Source organism: Pseudomonas sp. GM17 (assembly GCF_000282175.2).
Taxonomy (GTDB): Bacteria; Pseudomonadota; Gammaproteobacteria; order Pseudomonadales; family Pseudomonadaceae; genus Aquipseudomonas; species Aquipseudomonas chlororaphis.
On sequence record NZ_CP124732.1, the window covers coordinates 5289914 to 5307779 of the forward strand.

Genomic DNA, 17866 nt, shown 5'->3' on the forward strand with positions numbered 1-17866 from the left:
AGGCACGACGTCGTTACGCGTGCACCTGCAGAACAAGAACGAATCAGGCGCCGGGCAATTTATCCACGCCCGCGGCCGCGCTAAATACTCCCGCCAACGGTTCGTCTGTCATGGGTACGGGTCTTTCTGCCTCGACCCTTCATTCACTGCCGGGAACCCCTTATGACCGACCCCAAGCGCGGAGCCTTTCACGGACTGCTCGCCCTGCTCAGACCCTTTCGTACCACTGTGGTGATTTCCGTGGCCCTGGGCATGGTAGGCGGCCTGGCCATCACCCTGCTGCTGGCCACCATCAACAACGCCCTGCACTCGGCGACCGGCATGACCCAGGGCGTGGTGCTGACCTTCGCCGCCCTGTGCCTGCTGGCCCTGACCAGCTCGATCGTCTCGGATATCGGCACCAACTACGTGGGCCAGCGAATCATCGCCGCCCTGCGCAAGGACCTGGGGGAAAAAGTGCTCTCGGCGCCCATCACCCAGATCGAGCGCTACCGCTCCCACCGCCTGATCCCGGTGCTGACCCACGACGTCGACACCATCAGCGACTTCTCCTTCGCCTTCACCCCGCTGGCCATCGCCGCCACCGTCACCCTGGGCTGCCTGGGCTACCTGGCGTACCTGTCGGTGCCGATGTTCCTGATGATGGTGGTCGCCATCATCATCGGCATCAGCGTGCAGTACGTGGCCGGCGGCAAGGGGATCCGCGGCTTCGACCTGGCCCGCGACCAGGAAGACGAACTGCAGCGCTACTACAACGCCATTGCCTCGGGCGCCAAGGAACTGCGCATGCACCGCCCGCGCCGCTACCGGATGAACACCCACCGGATCCGGGAAACCGCGGACCGCATCGCCTCGATCCAGGTGCGTTCGGTGAACATCTACATCCTGGCCAAGACCTTCGGCTCGATGCTGTTCTTCGTGGTCATCGGCCTGGCCCTGGCCATGCAGGCCTACAACCCGAACCCGGACCCGACCGTGATCACCGGCTTCGTGCTGGTGCTGCTGTACATGAAAGGCCCGCTGGAAAACCTGGTGTCCTACCTGCCGGTGGTGGGCAAGGCGAAGATCGCCTTCGGCCGCATCAGCGAGCTGTCCCAGCGCTTCTCTTCCCCCGAACCCCACCTGCTGCTGGACGCTACCGAAGCGCCGAAACCCGTGGTGCACAGCCTCGAACTGCGTGGCGTGAGCTACAGCCCGCCCGCGGTGGAAGGCAGCGAGCCGTTCCACCTGGGGCCGATCAACCTGGACATCAAGCAGGGCGACATCGTGTTCATCGTCGGCGAGAACGGCTGTGGCAAGACCACCCTGATCAAGCTGCTGCTGGGGCTCTACCCACCCCAGGCCGGGGAAATACGCCTGAACGGCGAGGCCGTGACCGACCCGACCCGGGACGACTACCGCCAGCTGTTCACCACCGTGTTCGCCGACTACTACCTGTTCGACGACCTGGTCCAGGGCGGCGGCCAGCAGTCACTGGACAGCGCCAGCCAATACCTGGACCGCCTGGAAATCGCGCACAAGGTCAGTGTCAAGGATGGCGCCTTCACCACCACCGATCTCTCTACCGGCCAGCGCAAGCGCCTGGCCCTGATCAATGCCTGGCTCGAAGGGCGCCCGGTGCTGGTGTTCGACGAATGGGCGGCGGACCAGGACCCGGCCTTCCGGCGGATTTTCTACACCGAGCTGCTGCCGGACCTCAAGCGCCTGGGCAAGACCATCATCGTCATCAGTCACGACGATCGTTACTTCGATATCGCCGACCAGCTGGTGCGCATGAAGGCCGGCAAAGTGATGACTGATCTGCAACCGGCGTGATTGTTTCCGGTTTATGGCCACTGGTGCGTCATACAGACAGAACTGAGAATTACTAGCATTAACAATCATTACATCTGCCGGACTTCTAAGAGCACATGAGCATGCCCGCACAACATCGACTGACTCCTCTGGCCAAAGCCCTCCTTTGCCAGGCGTTCTCGCCGAGAATGGCTTCGCGCACCCTGGGCCTGGCCCTGACCCTGCCCTTGATGGCGCAGGTCCAGGCCCAGGAAGTCCATTTCAACATCGCTTCGCAATCCATGGCGTCGGCCCTGCAGGAGTTCGGGCGCCAGGCCAACCTGCAAGTGCTGTACAGCCCTGACGATGTGCAAGGCAAGCGCAGCAACGCGCTCACCGGCAGCTATTCGGCGGAGCGGGCCATCGCGGTGCTGCTCAATGGCACGGGGGTCGCCTATTCCCTCAAGGGCAACTCGGTGACCATTCTCAACCGTGCTTCCGCAGGCTCGCTGGAACTGGGGGCCAGCACCATCACCGCCCAGGGCCTGGGCATGACCACCGAGGACACCGGTTCCTACACCACCGGGGCCATGCAGACCGCCAGCAAGCTGGCCCTGACGGCCCGGGAAACGCCGCAATCGGTCACGGTCATCACTCGCCAGCGCATGGATGACCAGAACATGAAAACCCTGGAGGACGTGCTCAAGAGTACCCCGGGGATTTCCATGACCAAGGACGGTCCGCAGCGGCCGACCTTCTACTCCCGCGGCTTTGCCATCGAAAACCTGATGACCGATGGCCTGCCCAATGACCTGAGCCATTACCTCAGCCGGGACATGAACTCCACCCCCGACATGGCGATCTTCGACCGGGTGGAAGTGGTGCGTGGCGCCACCGGCATGATGCAAGGGGCCGGCAGCCCTTCGGCGGCGGTCAACATGGTGCGCAAGCGCCCGACCGCCACCCCGCGGGTCACCCTCACCGGCAGCGCCGGCAGCTGGGACAACTACCGCACCGAATTCGACGCCTCCAATGCCTTGAACGACAGTGGCACCCTGCGTGGGCGGATAGTCACCGCCTACCAGACCAAGGACAGCTTCCAGGATTTCACCAGCTCCGAGCGCTCGGTGTTCTACGGCATCACCGAGGCCGACCTGAACGAAGACACCACCTTCACCTTCGGCATCTCCAACCAGAACGCCAATAACAATACTGCCTGGGGCGGCCTGCCCGTGGCCAAGGACGGCAGCGACCTGCACCTCAAGCGCTCCACTTACCTGGGCAGCGACTGGGAATACTGGGACCAGGACAACACCACCGCGTTCACCCGCCTGGAGTACCGCTTCGCCAACAACTGGAAAATGCTCCTGGCCGCCAGCAGGAGCTGGTCCGACCTGAGCATGCTCGGCTCCATCCCGGAGCGCATGGGCCCCGACTACAATGAGTTCGGCCAGAACATCGGCCGGTACGACTACAAGGACAAGCAAAGCAGCTACGACGGTTATGTCACCGGGCCGTTCTCGCTGTTCGGTCGTACCCATGAACTGGTGGTGGGCGCCAGCAAGCGCGAACTGACGTTCAACGGCAAGGGCTTGCCCATCGACCTGGAGACCCATACCGACCTGAACAACCCCAGCGGCATTCCCAAGCCGGACATGAGCGCCAACCCCTGGACTCAGCACCGCACCAGCGAGCTGGAAGGCACCTATGTCACCACGCGCCTGAACCTCACCGATGACCTCAAGCTGATCCTCGGCGGCCGCCTGGACTGGTACAAATACGACGTCACCACCGCCTGGAACGGCAGGCCGTATGCCTCCAGCCTGCCCAACAAGGTAACGCGGCACCTGACCCGCTACGCCGGGGCGATCTATGACCTGGACGAACATCACTCGGTCTATGTCAGCTACACCGACATCTTCAAGCCGCAGACCGAACTCGATACCTCCAACAACGCCCTCAAGCCCATCGAAGGCAAAAACTACGAACTGGGTATCAAGGGCGAGTACTTCGACGGCAGCCTGAATGCCAGCGCGGCGATCTTCCGCATCGACCAGGAAAACCGCGCCAAGGAAGTGAGCCCCAACCAGTGCACGCCGGCAGGCACTACCTGCTATGAAGCCGCGGGCGAAGTCCGCAGCCAAGGTATCGAACTGGAAATCAACGGATCCCTGGCCCCGGGCTGGGAACTGGGGGCCGGCTACACCTACGCCTCCGTCAAATACACCAAGGACTCCAACCCGGACAACAAGGGTCGCCTGTTCGACACCGATATCCCGCGCCATGTGTTCAAGGCCTTCACCACCTACCAGCTGCCCGGCGATCTCAATCGCTGGACCATCGGTGGCGGCGTGTATCGCCAGAACACCATCTACAACCAGGGCAGCAACTTCTATGCCCCGACGACCAACTTCCGCATCGAACAAGAGGCCTACACCCTGGTCGACCTGATGACCAGCTACAAGGCCAGCGAAAATGTCGATATCCGCCTGAACATCAATAACGTTTTCGACAAGAAGTACTATCAGAGCATCGGCCTCAACACGGTCTATGGCACCAACCAGTATGGCGATCCGCGCAATGCCATGGTGACGGTACGCTGGTCGCTTTGAACCCCGTTTGAACCCCGCTGCCCGCCCTGCCCGGCCCACCGGCTGACCCAGGGCTCCACCCAGGATGACCGCGCTCATCCTGGGCTTCCCTCCCCGCCTCGCTCCCCTTCCCGCTCGACCGAACCACACCTCATCCGTTGTTGCAGCGGCCGCCGAATGCCTGTGCGCCTATCGCCGAGCCCACCCCAGGTGCCGGAAGTCATCGGCACCCGCGGGGCGGCCGCAAACTCAGCAGAGCGCAATGAAAAAGGCCCGGATCATCACTGATCCGGGCCTTTGGCGTGGCACTTAACGCTGAGCCAGAAAGCGCTCCCTGAGGCTGTCGAGCAAGGCAGGCGACCCGATCATGTCTTCATGGCAAGACTCGACCCTGAACGAACTGCCTGGACGCTGACCTCCCGCCAGGGCACTGATGGCCTCCTCCAGCCGCATGACCCGGGCCTCGCTGTAGTCCGCGGACCACCACAGATGCGGGCTGACCCGCAGCGGCTGGTAGCTATAGCCAGCAAACAGACGACGCAGGTCGTTGAACACCGTGTTCACCAGCGCACTGTCGAACTCGGCCTTGAACAGCGTCACCGCCCGGTCCAGCTCCGCGCGCGGCAGGTCAGTATGGGCGACCATCCAGGCAAAGATGCTGTCCCAGGACAGTTGCGCCTCGTCTCTCAAACGACTGCCAATCAGCCCGGCCTGTGCCGGATAGAGCAGGCTCAGCTGGTCGATCACGGCCCGCCATTCGGACTCGGCGGCCAATGTTGCGGCAGGTACCTGCAGCTCGACCTGCTGATGCGCGGCATCCTCGGGCGGGGTTGGGTCGAACAGTCCGAGGAAGCTGACCTCTTCGCCCATGGCCTCCAGTTCGCTGGCGGCGTCCATGGCGATGGAGCCGCCCAGGGACCAACCCAGCAAACGATAAGGGCCGTGCGGCTGGACCTTCCTGATATTGCCGACATAACGCTGCACCATCGCCTGCCATGAGGTTTCGCTCCAGTCCTCCTGCAGATAGGCCTCGTTCAGCACCCCGTAGACCGCATAACGGTCCTTGAGCCGCGCCGCCAGCGAGAGGTAGCAATAGACGGTCCCGCCCGCCGGGTGGAAGCAGAAAACCGGCTGCCCGGTTCCGCCCAGCGCGATGATGTTGTCAGCCTTGGACGCCTGGCGCGTGGTCGCGAACCGGGCCATTTGCTGCACATCGGGCGAGGTGAAGACGGTGTTGAGGCTCAACTCCAGCCCCAAGGCCTGCCTGATCTCACTGACCAGTCGCAAGGCATCCAGCGAATGGCCGCCCAGCTCGAAGAAGTTGTCGGTCAGGCCGACCCGGTCCAGTTTCAGTACATCGGCCCAGATCGCCGCGAGTTGTTGCTCCAGCTCGGTTTGCGGCGCGACATAGGCCTGTTGCACCTGGCTGGCATCGGCTTTGGGCAGGGCCTTGCGGTCCAGCTTGCCGTTCGGCGTCAGTGGCAAGGCCTCAAGGAACAACAGATAAGCCGGCACCATGTAGTCCGGCAGGTTGTCCTTGAGCCGCGCCTTGATGGCCTCACGCAGGTTGGCCTGGCGCGCCACATCGAGCGCTACCTCGGCATCGGCCGGCACGATGTACGCCACCAGTTGCTGGCCACCTTCGCCATCCTGCGCCAGGACAAAGGCTTCGCGTACCGCCTCCTGTTGCACCAGTCGCGCTTCGATCTCGCCCAGCTCGATGCGGAAACCGCGCACCTTGACCTGATGGTCGATACGCCCGATGTACTCGATCACCCCATCGTCGCGATAACGCGTCAGATCGCCCGTGCGATACAGGCGACCGCCGTCCGTGGCAAACGGATTGGGCACGTACTTCTCGGCGGTCAGCGCCGGGCGGGCCAGGTAACCCCGGGTGACCCCGGCACCGGCCAGGTAGAGTTCTGCCGCGCTACCCGCCGGCACCGCTTGCAGGTCCGCGCCGAGGATGTAGCCCTGGGTGTTGCTGATCGCCCGGCCGATATTGGCCCGACCGCCTTTTTCCCGACGGGTATAGGTCGAGTAAGTGGTGTCTTCCGACGGCCCATACAGGTCATAGACGTGCTGCAACCCCGGGTTCTGATAAAGCTTGTCGACCAGGCTCTGCTTCAGCGGTTCGCCGGCCAGGTTGATGATGCGTACGCCATCCGGGATCTGCCCGCCACGCTGCAGAGCGGCAATCGCCGACGGCACGCTATTGATCAGGCGCACCTGGTCGCGCGCCGGCAGCTCAGGCAATTCCAGGGCATTACGGGCCAGGACGATATAACCGCCAGCGGACAGGGTAACGAACAGCTCCCACACCGACAGGTCGAAACAGATCGAGGTCGAAGCCAAGACCCCTTGCAGATCCGCCGGGCTGTAGACCTGCAGCGACCAGTCGATCAGCGCCAGCACGTTGCGGTGAGCGATGGCCACGCCCTTGGGCAGGCCGGTCGAACCCGAGGTGTAGATCACATAGGCCAGGTTATTCGGGGTCGCCACCGCCTGTGGATTCTCCGCGGAGTACCCATCGAGCCAGCCAGCGTCGGCATCCAGTTGCAGGGTTTGCACGGACTCAAGGGTCGGCAGGACCTCCAACAATGCGCTCTCGGTCAGCAGAATCTGCGCCTGGCTGTCGTGCAGCATATGGGCCAGGCGATCCTGCGGATAATCCGGGTCCAGCGGCACGTAGGCAGCGCCGGCCTTCAACACCGCCAGCAAGGCCACGACCATTTGCGTCGAGCGTTGCAAGGCCACGCCGACGCGCACTTCAGGCCCGACGCCGAGTTCGATCAGCTTGTGCGCCAGGCGGTTGGCCCGAGCATTCAATGCCTGATAGCTGACGCGTTGCTCACCGAAGATCAGTGCCTGGGCATCCGGGGTTTTAACCGCTTGAGCCTGGATCAGCTCATGCACACAGCGCTCGCTCGGGAAATGGCTGGCCGGTGGATTCCATTCATGGAGGATCCGCGACTGCTCGGCGGCCCCCAGCAACGGCAACTCGCCCAGGGACTGTTGCGCGTCGAGCATGATGCCCAGCAGCAGGTTTTCCAGGTACTCGCCCAACCGGGTCATGGCCGCCGGGGAGAACGACGCCAGGGCGTATTTGAACTCCAGGGACAGGCTTTCACCCACGCCCACCAGCAAGGTCAGCGGGTAGTTGGTCTGCTCAAAGTTGCCCACGCTACCGAAGCGCAATTGTCCAGGCGCGCCCTGCTCCAGGGCTTGCGAGACGGGGTAGTTCTCGAACACCAGGATGTTGTCGAACAGGGCTTCGCCACCCAGGCCGGCCCAGCGCTGCACTTCATACAGCGGCGTATGTTCGTAGTCACGCAAGGCCAGGTTGTGGCGTTGCACCGCTTGCAGCCAGTCGCGCGCCGTCATGTCCGGACGTGGCGTGGCCACCACGGGCAAGGTGTTGATAAACAGACCGATCTGCTGCTCCACACCTTTGAGTTCCGCGGGACGCCCGGACACCGTGGCGCCAAACGCCACCGTGTCCTGCCCGGTGCAGCGTTGCAGCAACAGCAGCCAGGCGGCTTGCACCAGGGTGTTGACCGTGACCTTCTGCTGGCGGGCGAACTCGCCCAGGCGTCGGGTCTGCTGCGCATCCAGGCTGTGCAGATGGGTGGCATGGCCGCTGGCGCTCAACCCCTGCGCAGCCGCCACCATGGACTGGGCCAGGCGGGTCGGCTCGTCCAGGGCCACCAGTTGCTCTTTCCAGAAACGCTCGCCGGCCTGGGCGTCCTGACGCTGCAACCAAGCGATGTAATCGCGGTAGCGACCGGGCACATGGCTCGGCAACTGACCGGCATAACGTTGCAACACCTCGCCGAGCAGCTGCGAGTTGCTCCAGCCATCCATCAGGATGTGGTGGTTGGTATAGATCAGGTGATGACGGTGTTCGCCAATGCGCACCAGGGTCAGGCGCAGCAACGGCGCAGCGCTCAGCTCGAAACCGCGCTGACGCTCGGCATCGGCCAGAGTATCCAGGGCCTCTTGCTGTTGAGGCTGGCCCCGCCAGTCATGCTCGACACAGTCCAGCACGATCTGCTTGTGCACGACTTGAACCGGCGTCGATAGCTCGCCTTGCCAGATAAAGCCGCTGCGCAAAATGTCGTGGCGATCGATGGCGTCCTGCCAGGCCTGCTGGAAGCGCCGCGGGTCGAGCCCGTCCACGTCGACCCGCAGCTGGTTGATGTAGTCGCCGCCCTGCTGCTCGTACAGGGTATGGAACAGCATGCCCTGCTGCATCGGCGACAGCGGGTAGAGGTCCTCGATCTGCGCCACCGGCACGGGCAAGCGATCCAGTTGCTGCTGGCTCAGGCCCGCCAGCGGGAAGTCCGACGACGTCACGCCACGGTGCTCGGGCTGGCTGCAATGCTCGATCAGCGCCCTGAGCTCCTCGGCGTACTCATCCGCCAGGCGCTGGATGGTCGCCGGCTCGAACATCGCCTGGCTGAAGCTCCAGCCCAGGCTCAGCTCGCCGCCATAGACCTGGCCATTGAGGGTCAGCCAGTTGCCCAGGGGTGCCTGCGGGCTCTGGTCCTCACCCTTGGCTTCACGGGCCGGCGTGAACAGCGCCTGCTCTTCAGCGAAACTGGCATCGAACTGGCCCAGGTAGTTGAAGGTGATGCGCGGCACCGCCAAAGCGGCCAGGGTCTGCCGGGCAGCCTCGCCCCCCAGGTAACGCAGGGCGCCAAAGCCGATGCCCTTGTTCGGCACGGCGCGCAGTTGCTCCTTGATCTGCTTGATCGAGCCGGCCAGGGTCGCCTGCGGCGTCAGCTTGACCGGGAACACGCTGGTGAACCAACCCACGGTGCGGCTCAGGTCGATGTTGTCGAACAGCTCTTCGCGGCCATGGCCTTCCAGTTGCACCAGGGCGCTGTCGCTACCGGTCCAGCGAGTGATGACCCGCGCCAGCGCGGTCAGCAGCAGGTCGTTGATCTGGGTGCGATAGGCCGCCGGGGCATCCTGCAGCAGGCGCTGGGTATCGCGCTTGTTCAGCCGGGTATCGACACTGCGCGCGTGCTGGTTCTGCAGCCCGTCGCTGGCGTGATCCCAGGGCAGGCTCGAGTCGACGCCTTGCAGCTGTGCCTGCCAGTAACCCAGCTCCTGTTGCAGGGCCGCGCTGCTGGCATAAGCCTGCAACTGCCCGGCCCAGGCCTGGGTCGAACTGGACTTGGCCGGCAGCGGCCGGTTGCCCAGCAACGCCTGCAGATCTTCCAGGAGGATCCGCCAGGACACGCCGTCCACCACCAGGTGATGGAAGATCAGCAGCAAGCGCTGGCTCTGGTCAGCCAGGGTAAAGAGCACGGCACGCAGCAGCGGGCCGTCCTGCAGGTTCAGGCTGCGCTGGGCGCGCTCACTGAATTGCTGCAACTCCTGATCGTTGGCCACACTGGCCTGCCACAGCAGTTGCGCCTGCTCGTCGAACTCGGCGAAGGCTGCGCTCCAGCCCCCCTCACCCTCGACAAACCGCAGGCGCAAGGCGTCGTGCTGCACCGTCAGCGCCTGCAAGGCCGTCTCCAGGACAGCCGCTTGCACAGGCTGGGCCGGCTTGAGCAACACCGACTGGTTCCAGTGCTGGCGCTCCGGCACCGGGGTGTCGAAGAACCACTGCTGGATCGGCAGCAGCGCCGTGCTGCCACGCACCGGGCCCTGGTCGATCTGCAAGCCGCCCTCGCCCTGCTCCGCCACCGTGGCCAGTCCTTGCACCGTCTGGTGCTGGAACAGGTCTTTCGGGGTGAAACGGATACCGGCCTGCCGCGCGCGGCTGACCACCTGGATCGAGATGATCGAGTCGCCGCCCAGCTCGAAGAAGTTGTCGGTGACGCTCACCTGTTCCAGCTTCAGCACATCGGCCCAGATCGCCGCGATCTGTTGCTCCAGGTCGTTTTGCGGCGCCACATAGGTCTGCTGCATCAACTGTGCATCGACCTTGGGCAATGACTTGCGGTCCAGTTTGCCGTTCGGTGTCAGCGGCAGCGCTTCGAGGAACAGCAGGTAGGTGGGCACCATGTAGTCCGGCAGGTTTTCCCGCAGGCGGGCCTTGATGCTCTCGCGTAACTGCGCCTGACGCTCGTTGCTCAACGCCACCTCGGCGTCCACCGGCACGATATAGCCCACCAGCTGCTGGCCGCTTGGCCCGGGCTGGGCGATCACCGCCACTTCCAGTACCGGGTCCTGTTCCAGCAGCCGTGCCTCGATCTCGCCCAGTTCGATACGGAAGCCCCGTACCTTCACCTGATGGTCGACACGGCCAACGTATTCCACCAGACCGTCGGTGCGGTAGCGGGTCAGGTCGCCGCTGCGATACAGCCGCGCACCGCTGGTGCTGTAAGGATCGGGGATAAAACGCTCGGCCGTCAGCCCCGGCCGATCCAGGTAACCCCGGGCCACACCGAGGCCGCCCAGGTACAGCTCGCCCGCCACCCCAACCGGCAACAAATTGAGGTTGGCATCGGCCACGTAGGCGCTGCGATTGCCGACGATATTGCCAATTGGCGCGTAGGCCGCGTCACACGGATCGCCGGCCTTGGCCTTCCAGATCAGCGGGGTGACCACGGTTTCGGTCGGGCCGTAGCCGTTGAAGATGTACTTGGGCCGCAGCACCCGCCAGGCCAGGTCGTAGCTGGCCTGGGGCACTGCGTCGCCGCCGAAGCAGTAGACCCGCACCGCCGGCGGATTGCCGTCGCGTTCGGCATGCACCGCCAGTTGTTGCAGGTACACCGGCGGGAATACCCCAACGGTGACGCCATAACGGTGCATCTGCTCGTAGGTGAATTCCGGCGACCACAGGCTGTCGTCGCGGATCAGCACACTGGCGCCGTAGATCAGCGGGTGCATCCAGCCTTCGTGAGAGCCGTCGAAAGCGAAGGACATAAAGTGCAGCTCGCAGTCCGCCGGGCTCATTTCATAACGCTCGCCAGTAGCCAGGCTGTGCATGGCCAGCGGACCGTGGGAAACCGCCACGCCTTTGGGCAAACCAGTGGAGCCGGAGGTGTAGATCACGTAGGCGAGGTTTTCCTCGGCCAGGGTCACCTCCGGGCTGGTCGTCGGGTAAGCCGCGAAGTCAGCCGCGCCTTCGACGCTGAGGGTCGGCAAACCGTCCGGGATCGGCAAGCGGTCCAGCAGATGGCTCTGAGTCAACAGCAGCCACGCGCCGCTGTCCTGCATCATGTAACGCAGACGGTCCTGGGGGTACTCGATATCCAGCGGCACATAAACCCCACCGGCCTTGAGCACCGCCAGGAAGGCCACCATGATTTCCGCGCAACGCGGCATGGCGATGGCCACCCGCACTTCCGGGCCGACGCCCAGCTCGATCAGCTTGTGCGCCAGCTGGTTGGCCTGAATGTCCAGCTCGCGATAGCTCAGGCGCTGCTCGGCGAACAACACCGCCGGCGCCTCCGGCGCCTTGGCCGCCTGGTCGGCGAACAGTTGGTGGACAAAGCGGTTGGTCGGATAGACCACATCAGTGTGATCCCAGTCCTGGCGGATGCCGCGCTGTTCTTCCAGGGTCAACAATGGCAACTCGCCCAGGCCCGTTTGCGGATGCGCCATCAGGCTCAGCAACAGGCTCTGCAAGTGCCCGCCCAACTGCACCATCGAAGCCTCGGAGAACGACTCGCGGGCGTAGATGAATTCGAACGACAGGCTCTCGCCCAGATTGACCGCGACCGTCAGCGGGTAGTTGGTCTGCTCATGGTTGCCCACCGTGCCGAACTGCAGTTGTGCCGGCGCGCCTTTTTCCAGGGCCTCGGACACCGGGTAGTTCTCGAACACCAGGATGTTGTCGAACAGCGCATCGCCACCCAGCCCGGCCCAACGCTGCACTTCGTACAGCGGCGTGTATTCATAGTCGCGCAGCGCCAGGTTGCGGCTCTGCACCGCCTGCAGCCATTGGCTCACGGTCATGTCCGGACGTGGCGTGGCCACCACCGGCAAGGTGTTGATGAACAGGCCCACCTGCTGCTCTATGCCTTTAAGCTCCGCCGGACGCCCCGCCACCGTGGCGCCGAACACCACGCTTTCCTGGCCGGTGCAACGTTGCAGCAATAGCAGCCACGCCGCTTGCACCAGGGTATTGATGGTGACCTTCTGCTGGCGGGCGAACTCGCCCAGGCCCGCGGTCTGCGCCCGATCCAGCTCACGATGATGCTGGCCATGGCCGGCGCCGGCTGGCATCTGCGCGACCCGGGACAGGGCCTGGGTCAGGCGGGTCGGTTCGTCCAGCGCCTGTAATTGTTCTTTCCAGAAACGTTCACAGGCCTGGGCATCCTGGCGTTGCAGCCAGGCGATGTAGTCCCGGTAGCGGCCCGGGGCGTGGCTGGGCGCCTGGCCGGCATAACGCTGCAGCACTTCGCCGAGCAACTGCGAGTTGCTCCAGCCGTCCATCAGGATGTGATGGTTGGTGTAGATCAGGTGATGACGCTGGTCGTCGATACGCACCAGGGTCAGGCGCAGCAAAGGCACCGCATCCAGCTCGAAGCCACGCTCGCGCTCGGCGGCGGCCAGGGCGTCCAGGGCTTCCTGCGGCTGTGGCTGGCCACGCCAGTCGTGCTCGCTGCACTCCAGGGCGATGTGCTTGTGCACCACCTGCAGCGGGGTCGACACCTCGCCCTGCCAGATAAAGCCGGTGCGCAGGATGTCGTGCCGATCGATGGCCGCCTGCCAGGCCTGCTGGAAGCGCAGCGGATCGAGCCCGTCCACGTCCACCCGCAGCTGGTTGATGTAGTCGCCCGCGGCCTGCTCGTACAGGGTGTGGAACAGCATGCCCTGCTGCATCGGCGACAGCGGGTAGAGGTCTTCGACCTGGGCCAGCGCCACCGGCAAGCGGTCCAGCTGCTGCTGGTCCAGGCCGGCCAGCGGGAAGTCCGAAGGCGTCGCGCCGCCCTGGCCCGGCTCGCAGCAATGCGCCACCAGGGCCTTGAGTTCCTCGGCATAGTCGTCCGCCAGGCGCTGGATGGTCGCGGCGTCGAACATCTGCGTGCTGAAGGTCCAGCTCAGGCTCAGCTCGCCGCCATAGACCTGGCCATCCAGGCTCAGCCAGTTGCTCAGCGGGGCCAGCGGGCTCTGGTCTTCGCCCTTGGCTTCACCGGTTGGCTTGAACAGGGAATCCTGCTCGTCGAAGCTGCCGTCGAACTGCCCCAGGTAGTTGAAGGTGATGCGCGGTACGGCCAGGGCCGCCAGGGCCTGCCGGGCCGCCTCGTCCCCCAGGTAACGCAGGGCGCCAAAGCCGATGCCCTTGTTCGGCACGGCGCGCAGCTGTTCCTTGATCTGCTTGATCGAGTCGGCCAGGGCCGCCTGCGGCGTCAGCTTGACCGGGAACATGCTGGTGAACCAACCCACAGTGCGGGTCAGGTCCAGGTCATCGAACAGCTCTTCGCGACCGTGGCCTTCCAGTTGCACCAGGGCGTTGGCCTCGCCGGTCCAGCGGGTGATGACCCGGGCCAGGGCCGTGAGCAGCAGGTCGTTGATCTGCGTGCGGTAGGCCGCCGGGGCGTCCTGCAACAGGCGCTGGGTATGGGCCTTGTCCAGGCGCGAACTCAGGCTGCTGGCGTGCTGGTTCTGCAACGCGGTCACGGGGCGATCCAGCGGCAGGCTCGACTCGACGCCTTGCAACTGGGCCTGCCAGTACTTGAGTTCCTGTTGCAGCGCCGCGCCTTGGGCATAGGCCTGCATATGCTCGGCCCAAGCCTGGGTCGAGCTGGTCTTGGCCGGCAATGCCAGGGATTGATCGGCGCTCAGTTGCGCGTGGGCCAGTTGCAGATCCTCCAGCAGGATCCGCCAGGACACCCCGTCCACCACCAGGTGATGGATCACCAGCAACAGGCGCTGGCTGCCGTCCGCCAGGCTGAACAGCACGGCCCGCAGCAGCGGTCCGTCCTGCAGCTTCAGGCTGCGCTGTGCCTCGATCGCCGACTGCTCCATGGCCTGGGCGCTATCCACCGCGATCTGCCAGAGCAGCTCCGGCCGCTGGCCGGCATCGGCAAAACGCGCCGACCAGCCATTAGCCTCCTGGCTGAACTGCAAGCGCAAGGCGTCATGCTGCACCCACAGCGCCTGCAAGGCGTTTTCCACCACCTCGGCGCGCAACGGCTGGGCCGGCTTGAGCAGTACCGACTGGTTCCAGTGATGGCGTTCGCTCATGGGCGCCTCGAAGAACCACTGCTGCACCGGCAACAGCGCCGTGCTGCCGCGTACCGGGCCCTGGTCGATCTGCACCCCGCCCTCGCCCTGCTCGGCCACCGCCGCCAGACCTTGTACCGTCTGGTACTGGAACAGGTCCCTCGGGGTGAAGCGAATACCGGCCTGGCGCGCGCGGCTGACCACCTGGATCGAGATGATCGAGTCGCCGCCCAGTTCGAAGAAGTTATCGGTGACCCCCACCTGTTCCAGCTTCAACACATCGGCCCAGATCGCCGCGACCTGCTGCTCCAGCTCGCTCTGCGGTGCCACATAGACCTGTTGCAGCTGCTGCGCGTCGACCTTGGGCAGGGCCTTGCGGTCGAGCTTGCCGTTCGGCGTCAGCGGCAACGCCTCGAGGAACAACAGGTACGCCGGCACCATGTAGTCCGGCAGATGTTCTTTCAGGGCGGTCTTGATGCTTTCGCGCAGGGCCACTTGCGCGTCACCGGCAACCGCCGCCCCGGCATCGCTCGGCACGATATAGGCCACCAGTTGCTGGCCGTTTTCACCGTCATGGGCCAGGACGAAGGCTTCGCGCACCGCCGCTTGCTGCACCAGCCGCGCTTCGATTTCACCCAGCTCGATACGGAAACCACGGATCTTCACCTGATGGTCGATACGGCCGATGTACTCGATCACCCCGTCGGCACGATAGCGGGTCAGGTCACCGGTGCGGTACAGACGGCCACCGTCGTTGGAGAATGGATTGGGCACGAACTTCTCGGCGGTCAGCCCCGGGCGCGCCAGGTAGCCGCGAGTCACCCCGGCGCCGGCCAGGTACAACTCGCCAGCACTGCCCACCGGTACCGGCTGCAAATCAGGGCTCACGATATAGCTCTGGGTATTGCTGATGGCCCGGCCGATATTGGCCTGGCCGCCGGCCTCGCGGCGGGTGTAGGTCGAGTAGGTGGTGTCTTCCGAAGGGCCGTACAGGTCGTAGACATGCACCAGCCCCGGCTGCTGGTAGAGGCTATCCACCAGCGCCTGTTTCAGCGGCTCGCCCGCCAGGTTGATGATCCGTACGCTGGCCGGAATCTGCCCGCTGCGTTGCAGCGCGGCAATCGCCGACGGCACGGTGTTGATCAGCCGCACCCGGTCACGATCGGCCAGTTCCGGCAGTTCCAGGGCGTTGCGCGCCAGGACGATGGAGCCGCCGCTGGCCAGGGTCACGAACAGCTCCCACACCGACAGGTCGAAGCAGATCGAGGTCGAGGCCAGCACCCCTTGCAGGTCGTCGGCGCTGTACACCCGATTCGACCAGTCGATCAGCGCCAGCACGTTGCGATGGGCAATCGCCACGCCCTTGGGCAAACCGGTGGAACCGGAGGTGTAGATCACATAGGCCAGGTTGTCCGCGGTCGCTCGCGGCGCCGGGTTTTCTAGTGAATAAGCGTCCAGCCAGCCCGGTTGCGCATCCAGTTGCAGGGGTTGCAGGGACTCGACAGCCGGTAGCAGCGACAACAGTGCGCTCTCGGTCAGCAGAATCTGCGCCTGGCTGTCGCGCAGCATATGGGCCAGGCGGTCCTGCGGATAATCCGGGTCCAGGGGCACATAGGCGCCACCGGCCTTGAGCACCGCCAACAGGGCCACGACCATTTCCGGGGTGCGCTGCATGGCCACGCCGACCCGGACCTCGGGCCCCACACCCAACTCGATCAGCTTGTGCGCCAGGCGGTTGGCCCGGGCATTGAGTGTCTGATAGTTAAGGCTTTGCCCGGCAAACAGAAGAGCCTCTGCCTCGGGGGCCTTCCGTGCCTGGGCTTCCACTAACTGCTGCACACAGCCATCGCTGGGGAATTCACCGGTGGCCGGGGCCCACTCGTGCAGCAGCTGGTTCTGCTCGGCAGCGCCCAGCAGCGGCAGGTCCCCCAGGCGTTGCCGGGGTTGCTGGACAATGCCCTGCAGCAACTGCACCCAGGACTGGGCCAGGCGCTCGATGGTCGAGGGTTCGAACAGGTCGGTGGCGTAGGTCAGCGAAGCCCACAGGCCATCCTCGGACTCGAAGGTGTCCAGGGTCAGGTCGAACTGCGCGGCGCGCCCCTGCCAGCTCAGGGTCTCGATGCCGAGGTCGTCCAGGCGCTGGCTCTGCGCGCCCTTCTTGACCGCGGTCTGATGGTTGAACATCACCTGGAACAGCGGACTGTGGCTCAGGCTGCGCTCGGGGCGCAGGGCCTCCACCAGCTGTTCGAACGGCAGGTCCTGATGGGACTGCGCCATCAAGGCGGTCTGCTTGACCTGTTGCAGGAAGTCAATGAAGCCCAGCTGGCCATCGACCTCGGCCTTGAACACCTGGGTGTTGACGAAGAAGCCGATCAGGCGTTCGGTCTCGACCCGGTTGCGGTTGGCGGTGGGCACGCCAACGCGGATATCCGTCTGGCCGCTGTAGCGGTGCAGCAGCACCTGGAACGAGGCCAGCAACAGCATGAACAGGGTCGCCCCTTCACGCTGCGCCAGTTGCTTGAGGCCGACCCGCAGTTCATCTCCCAGCGGGATGTCGAACAACGCACCGCGATAGCTCTGGATCGCCGGGCGCGAATGGTCCAGGGGCAGCATCAGCAGCGGCTGCTCCCCGCCCAGTTGCTGCAGCCAGTAGCCCAGTTGCCGCTCACGCTCGCCAGCGTCCATCCACTGCCGTTGCCAGTTGGCATAGTCGGCGTATTGGATCGGCAGGGCCGGCAGGTTGACCGTGCGTCCCTGGCGGTAGCCGGCATAGAGCTGGATCAGCTCATCGACCATCACCCCCATCGACCAGCCATCGGAGACGATATGGTGCTGGGTCAGGACCAGCACATGTTCGTCCGCCGTCACTCGCAACAGGCTGGCTCGCAGCAACGGGCCGTTACGCAGGTCGAAGGGAGGCTGGCGCTTGCTGTCGGTCAGGGCGTTGACCTGTTCCTCATAAGACAGGCCGCCGGCTTGCAGATCGATGACCTCGATGTCCAGCGGCGCCGGTGGATGAACCACCTGCACCGCGATGCCATCTTCTTCGCAAAAGGTAGTACGCAGGGTTTCATGCCGGGCAATCAGGCTGTCGAACCCATGGCGCAGCGCGTCGAGGTCCAGTTCTCCGGTCAAGCGCAACGCCGTGGTGATGTGGTAGGCGCTGCTGTCGGGCTCCAGTTGCCAAAGGAACCATTGGCTTTCCTGGGTATAGGAGAGAACCGGCGCCTCATCGGCGCCGCGGCTGCAGATAGGAGCGATACCAAAAAGGTTGATGCCCTTTTCTTTAAGCAAAATCGCCAGGGCTTTTCTTTCTTTGGCAGAAAGCGTGCCTACCGAGTCGATTAAAGCTTGCATGTACTACCTCT

The 17866-nt window shown here is 64.5% G+C and carries 3 protein-coding genes; 2 read left to right on the plus strand and 1 reads right to left on the minus strand.

Features of this window, described 5'->3' with window-relative positions:
- Positions 1-162: 162 nt before the first annotated feature.
- A complete protein-coding gene (locus PMI20_RS23545; protein WP_007930115.1) occupies positions 163-1815 on the plus strand; it encodes a cyclic peptide export ABC transporter in 1653 nt (550 codons plus the stop codon).
- A 95-nt stretch (positions 1816-1910) separates the two neighbouring features.
- Entirely contained in the window at positions 1911-4385 is a 2475-nt protein-coding gene (locus tag PMI20_RS23550) for a TonB-dependent siderophore receptor (RefSeq protein WP_037035591.1), read from the plus strand.
- Positions 4386-4673: 288 nt separating this feature from the next.
- Here PMI20_RS23550 and PMI20_RS23555 read toward each other — a convergent pair whose 3' ends face one another.
- Positions 4674-17855 carry a non-ribosomal peptide synthetase gene (locus PMI20_RS23555; protein ID WP_284169442.1) on the minus strand — a complete coding sequence of 4394 codons (13182 nt, stop codon included), beginning with the start codon at positions 17853-17855 and terminating at the stop codon, positions 4674-4676.
- Positions 17856-17866 lie beyond the last annotated feature (11 nt).

Excerpts from the sequence above, each read along its gene's own strand:
- PMI20_RS23545 (WP_007930115.1), top strand. The coding sequence starts at position 163 with ATGACCGACCCCAAGCGCGGAGCCTTTCACGGACTGCTCGCCCTGCTC.
- PMI20_RS23550 (WP_037035591.1), top strand. The coding sequence starts at position 1,911 with ATGAGCATGCCCGCACAACATCGACTGACTCCTCTGGCCAAAGCCCTC.
- PMI20_RS23555 (WP_284169442.1), bottom strand. The coding sequence starts at position 17,855 with ATGCAAGCTTTAATCGACTCGGTAGGCACGCTTTCTGCCAAAGAAAGA.